Origin of the sequence: Rhizobacter sp. (assembly GCA_021153565.1) — a bacterium.
GTDB lineage: Bacteria > Pseudomonadota > Gammaproteobacteria > Burkholderiales > Burkholderiaceae_C > Albitalea.
In genome coordinates this window covers 1-5,889 of sequence record JAJKJU010000129.1, presented here as the reverse complement: position 1 = coordinate 5,889, position 5,889 = coordinate 1, and the positions used below count along the sequence as shown (strand labels likewise).

Genomic DNA, 5,889 nt, shown 5'->3' with positions numbered 1-5,889 from the left:
GGCGCCGGTTGCAGCGGGTTGCAGCGGGTTGCAGCGGGTTGCAGCGGGTTGCAGCGGGTTGCAGCGGGTTGCAACAGGTTTGCAACAGGTTGGGGGCGGTTCGGGGGCGGGCCCCTGAACGAAACGGAAAGTTGCTTGGAGCTATACCGTAGGGTGCCCCAACGAGGGATCGCGCGTCAAAAGCATCGCGTCGCCGTAGCTGAAGAAGCGGTACTTCTGCTGAATCGCGTGCTGGTACAGCGACCGAATCCGCTCGTACCCCGCGAAGGCACTGACGAGCATCATCAAGGTGCTCTTGGGAAGATGGAAGTTGGTGACGAGCACGTCCACCACCTTGAACTCGAAGCCCGGCGTGATGAAGATGTCGGTGTCTCTCGCGCCGGCTTCGAGCGATCCGCCCAGGGCCGCCGACTCCAACGCGCGCAGCGTCGTTGTTCCGACAGCCACCACGCGCCCGCCGGCCGACTTCGTGCGCTCGATCGCGCCCAAAGTGTCCTCGCTCACCTCGAACCATTCGCTGTGCATCTTGTGCTCCGCAAGCGTCTCGCTGCGCACGGGTTGGAAGGTCCCGGCGCCGACATGCAACGTGACGTGCGCACGCCCCAGTCCTTGCTTCGACAATGCATCGAGCAAGGCCTCGTCGAAGTGCAGTGCCGCCGTCGGCGCAGCGACCGCCCCGGGTTGCCTCGCAAACACCGTTTGGTAGCGGCGCTCGTCGTCCGAAGTGTCGCCGTGCGTGATGTAGGGCGGCAGTGGCACATGGCCGAAGCTGTCGAGCAACTCGAACGGATCGTTCGGAAAGCGAAGGTGGAAGAGCGAGTCTTCAGGCCCGGCCCGCCCCAGTACCTCTGCCGCAAAGCGCTCACCGCCCGCGGCATCGAAGAATACGGTCCCACCCGCCTTCGGAGACTTGCTTGCACGCAGATGCGCCCAGACCTCGTGCCGCGGCAAGACCCGCTCGACCAAGGCCTCCACTGCCCCGCCCGTGGCCTTGGCGCCGAGCAGCCGAGCCTTGATCACCTTGGTGTCGTTGAAGACGAGCAGATCGCCCGCTTGCAGCAGGCCGGGCAGGTCTCGGAACACACGGTCGGCGGGTGCATCGCCCCGGCCGTCGAGCAGGCGCGATGCGCTTCTTTCGGCGGCCGGATGTTGCGCGATGAGTTCGGGAGGAAGATCGAAATCGAAGTCGCTCAGGGTGAAGCTGCAAGACATTGCCGTTGAAGACCGTACGAGACACGTGCCAAGGAGGGCAGAATTGTCCCATGACGATTCCCGCCCCTCTTGCCGTACCCGAGCGCAAAGAGAAGTCCGCGCCGCAGAAGGCCATGGAAAAGCTGGGGCTCGTGCGCGACATCGATCTCGCACTGCACCTGCCGCTACGCTATGAAGACGAGACGCGCATCGTGCCGATATCCAGCCTGCGCGACGGCGACACAGCGCAGGTCGAAGGCACAGTGCGAGATTGCCAGGTTCAACTCCGTTCGCGCCGGCAACTCGTCGTTCGTCTGGGTGACGACAGTCGCGATGAACTCGTGCTGCGCTTCCTGAACTTCTATCCCTCGCACCAGAAAGCACTTGCCCCCGGCAAGCGCGTGCGCGTGAGAGGCGATGCGCGTGGCGGATTCTTCGGGCTGGAGATGGTTCATCCGACGTTCAAGAACGTCGATGAAGACACGCCACTCGCGACCGCGTTGACGCCGGTTTATCCAACCTCCGCCGCGTTGCCGCAAGCCTACTTGCGCAAGGCCGTCGCGTCGGGTGTGAAGCACGCCGACCTCTCTGACATCGTGCCCCCCGAACTCGTGCCGAAAGGCATGACGAGCCTGCGCGAGTCGTTGCAATTCCTGCATCACCCGACGCCCGACGTGAGCATGGCCGAGCTGGAGGACAAGAGCCACCCCGCGTGGCAGCGTCTGAAGTTCGAGGAGCTGTTGGCTCAGCAGTTATCGCAGTTGCAATCGCGGCGTGAACGCGACCTGCAGCGCGCACCGCGCTTCGACATCAATCCCGACGGCTTGCAGGAAAAGCTGCTAGCCGCCTTGCCGTTTTCATTGACGACCGCGCAGCGCCGCGTGGTCGAAGAGATCGGAGGCGATTTGCAGAAAGAAATGCCGATGCACCGACTGTTGCAAGGCGACGTGGGTTCGGGCAAGACGGTGGTGGCCGCCCTCGCCGCGGCCATTGCGATCGAAGCGGGATGGCAATGCGCGTTGATGGCACCCACTGAAATCCTCGCGGAGCAGCACTTTCGCAAGCTCATCGACTGGCTCACGCCGCTGGGCATCGACATGGCTTGGCTCACCGGCAGTCGCAAAGGCAAGGGTCGGCGCGAGATGCTGGGGAAGGTGGCGTCCGGTGAAGCAAAGCTGGTCGTGGGCACGCACGCGGTCATTCAAGACGAAGTCGAGTTCGCGAAACTCGGCCTTGCCATCATCGACGAACAGCATCGCTTCGGTGTTCAGCAACGCCTGGCCTTGCGCGGCAAGCTCGCGACGCAGGCGCTCGAGCCGCACATGCTGATGATGAGCGCCACACCCATTCCGCGAACTCTCGCGATGACGCTCTTCGCCGACCTCGACATCAGCACCATCGACGAGCTGCCGCCCGGTCGCACGCCCATCGTCACCAAGGTCTTCGCCGACGGCAAGCGCGACGCGGTGATCGCGCGCATTCGCGACGAGGTGGAGCAAGGCCGCCAGGTTTACTGGGTATGCCCGCTGATCGAAGAATCCGAGCACATGGATTTGCAGAACGCCACTGCTACGCACGCGCAGTTGTGCGAGGCCCTGCCTGGCCACATGGTCGGCCTGCTTCACGGACGCATGCCGGCGGCGGAAAAGGCCGCAGTCATGTCGCTTTTCAGCGGCGGGCAGATGGCAGTGCTCGTCAGCACGACGGTGATCGAAGTTGGCGTGGATGTGCCGAACGCAAGCCTGATGGTCATCGAGCATGCGGAGCGATTCGGACTCAGCCAGTTGCATCAACTGCGTGGACGCGTGGGTCGCGGCTCGGTGGCAAGCGTGTGCGTACTGCTGTACAGCGGCCCGCTGTCGTACACGGGCAAGTCGCGGCTCAAGGCCATGGCGGAGACAACTGACGGCTTCGAGATCGCCAGGCGCGACCTGGACATTCGCGGGCCGGGGGAGTTCTTCGGTGCGCGTCAGTCGGGAGCACCGCTGTTGCGATTCGCGGAACTGACGCTCGACGAACATCTCGTGAAATCCGCGCGAGATGCCGCGCAGCAGATGCTGGACAAGCTTCCGCAAGCAGCAGAACGCCACGTGGCGCGTTGGCTGGGCGGGCGGGCGGAGTACTTGAAGGCTTGAGGGCGTCGCCGATTTTGGGAAAGCCATTCCGCGAGCCAAACCCCCTAGCTTGCAAACCTGCACGACTGCACGGGCACACTAATGGAGTGTTTCACTGCTATGTGCACTAGCATCCGCCTGCCGAGGCGGCGCCACACACGCCGTATGAATCCACATCGATCCACGGAGCCTCCATGAATCTGATCCAGCGCGTCCAAGACATCCTGCTCAAGCCGAAAGATACGTGGCCCGTCATTGACGAAGAAGCCAGCACCGTCGAATCGATCTACAAGAAATACTTGGTCTACCTGGCCGCCATTCCTGCGGTTGCGATTTTCATCGGCTTGCATGTCGTGGAACGACTGCCCGTCGGCTCGACCATCGTCTCCGGACTCGTCTCGCAGGTCATCAGCTACGTACTGTCGCTTGCCATCGTCTACGGGCTTGCTTTGATCGCGAACGAACTTGCGCCGAAATTCGACGGCACGAAGAACATCCTCAAGGCGTTCAAGCTGATGGCCTACGGCAGTACAGCGCTGTTCGTCGGCGGCATCTTCTTCCTCGTGCCGGCACTCAGCATGCTCAGCGTGCTGGCAAACCTGTACTGCATCTACCTTATCTACACGGGCGTCCCGGTGCTGATGAAATGCCCGGATGAAAAGGCCGTGCCCTACACCGCGACGCTCTTCGCCTGCGCCTTCGTCGCGGGCCTGGTCGTGTCCATGGTGATCGGAGTGCCGATGATGGGGCGAGGCATGCGGATGTGGTGATGCGCAGGTCGCGCTGACATACTGCGAAGCCTCATGCGTCGCTCCAAACAATGACCCTCACCGAACTTCGCTACATTGTCGCCGTCGCTCGCGAACGCCATTTCGGCCGCGCGGCAGAAGCCTGCTTCGTCTCTCAGCCCACGCTCAGCGTCGCCATCAAAAAGCTCGAGGAAGAGCTCGACGTGAAGCTTTTCGAACGCGGCGCGAACGAAGTCAGCGTGACGCCCCTGGGCGAAGAAATCGTGCGACAGGCGCAGTCGGTGATCGAGCAGGCCGCCGGCATCAAGGAAATCGCCAAGCGCGGCAAGGACCCTGTGTCCGGGCCGCTGCGCTTGGGCGTGATCTACACGATCGGGCCTTACCTCCTGCCCGACCTCGTCAAGCAGGCCATCGACCGCGTTCCGCAGATGCCGCTGATACTGCAGGAAAACTTCACCGTGAAGCTGCTGGACATGCTGCGCACGGGCGAACTCGACGCGGCGATCATGGCCGAGCCCTTCCCGGAAACCGGCCTGGCAGTCGCTCAGCTCTACGATGAGCCTTTCATGGTCGCCGTGCCGAAGTCACATGCGCTGGCCAAGCGCAAGCGCATCAGCGCGGAGGAACTGAAGAATGAAACGATGCTGCTGCTGGGTACCGGCCATTGCTTTCGCGACCATGTGCTCGAGGTCTGCCCCGAGTACGCACGGTTTTCGAGCAACGCCGAAGGTATTCGCAAGAGCTTCGAGGGCTCGTCGCTTGAAACCATCAAGTACATGGTCGCCTCCGGCATGGGCGTGACGGTGGTACCGCAGTTGAGCGTACCCAAGGACTCGCAGTCACATGTGCTGTACATCCCGTTCTCGGCGCCAATTCCGACGCGGCGCGTGGTGCTGGCATGGCGCCGGACGTTCACGCGCTATGAAGCGATCGCGGCGTTGCGCAATGCGATTTATGCCTGCGAACTGCCGGGACTGAAACGACTCACCGCCTGAGATTGATCGGCGAGGTGCCGAAGCTGCGTGGCGAACGGCAAGTAGCGCGAGTCAAGAGCGACCAAGTGATCGGCATGGCGCAGGATGCCGCCCGTCTCGCCCCCACGCGCGCTCCGGGGTCGACAGCCTTCTCCTTCACCATGTCGAGCAATTCGATTTCATCAAAACACCATAATCATGGGCTTTTTTCCAAAGCGTCAAACTTTATTCCATGAGCGCCCAACCAAGCCTTCCTGCATATGACCAGCCCCAGATCGTGCGCTGGCTCGGTGCCAGCACTGTGGACAAGGGGCGTGCCTATGTGGGTTCGGTGTCCGCTCTGACGTGGGACGTCGACCTGCTCAGTGGCGAGGTGTATGGCACAAGGCGCGATCCTTATGACGTAGACGTGTTCTTTTACCCGCACGGCCAACGCCTCGAAATCGATGGTCATTGCACGTGCTCCGTCGGTTATGACTGCAAGCACGTGGCGGCTGTCCTGATGGCGCTTCTCGAACACCGCCAAACCGATGCCCCAGATCGGATCGATCCATCGGTTCGCCCCGAACTGGTGAGCTGGCTGGAGGCATTTCGCCGGTTGCATGGACCTAATGGCACCGATCGCACGAGTGGCGTCCACGGCACCAAGAAGCCCAAGCCTTCCCCGCACGCCCTGGCGTATGTGATCACGCGACCGAAATACAGCAGTCACCACAAAGTGGAGATCTTCAAGGCGAGCCTGGCGCGTGAGGGTGGCGTGCGCTCGATCGGAGACCCTTGGGAGAATGTCGAAAAAGCGTTGCTCAAGCCGCCGCAGTTCGTCAGTGACGCCGACCTGTCCATCCTGCGCCTGCTGTGGCT

At 62.4% G+C, this 5,889-nt stretch carries 5 protein-coding genes; 4 read left to right on the top strand and 1 reads right to left on the bottom strand.

Annotation, left to right across the window (positions count from 1 at the left end; genetic code table 11):
- Positions 1-141: 141 nt before the first annotated feature.
- Complete coding sequence (gene queA / locus AC30NL_RS07980; protein WP_489463475.1) at positions 142-1,212, bottom strand: tRNA preQ1(34) S-adenosylmethionine ribosyltransferase-isomerase QueA; 1,071 nt, start codon at positions 1,210-1,212, stop codon at positions 142-144.
- Between the two features lie 50 nt (positions 1,213-1,262).
- Here queA and recG point away from each other — a divergent pair, with 50 nt between their 5' ends.
- The 4 genes from recG to AC30NL_RS07960 form a co-directional block, all read left to right on the top strand.
- A complete protein-coding gene (gene recG / locus AC30NL_RS07975; RefSeq protein WP_489463474.1) occupies positions 1,263-3,326 on the top strand; it encodes an ATP-dependent DNA helicase RecG in 2,064 nt (687 codons plus the stop codon).
- A gap of 173 nt (positions 3,327-3,499) precedes the next feature.
- Positions 3,500-4,075, top strand: a complete 576-nt coding sequence (locus tag AC30NL_RS07970) for a Yip1 family protein (protein ID WP_489463473.1) — start codon at positions 3,500-3,502, stop codon at positions 4,073-4,075.
- A 50-nt stretch (positions 4,076-4,125) separates the two neighbouring features.
- On the top strand, positions 4,126-5,049 hold the full coding sequence (locus tag AC30NL_RS07965; protein ID WP_489463472.1) for a hydrogen peroxide-inducible genes activator: 924 nt from the start codon (positions 4,126-4,128) through the stop codon (positions 5,047-5,049).
- A 211-nt stretch (positions 5,050-5,260) separates the two neighbouring features.
- The coding region (locus AC30NL_RS07960) for an SWIM zinc finger family protein (RefSeq protein ID WP_489463471.1) at positions 5,261-5,889 on the top strand (629 nt) is incomplete at its 3' end.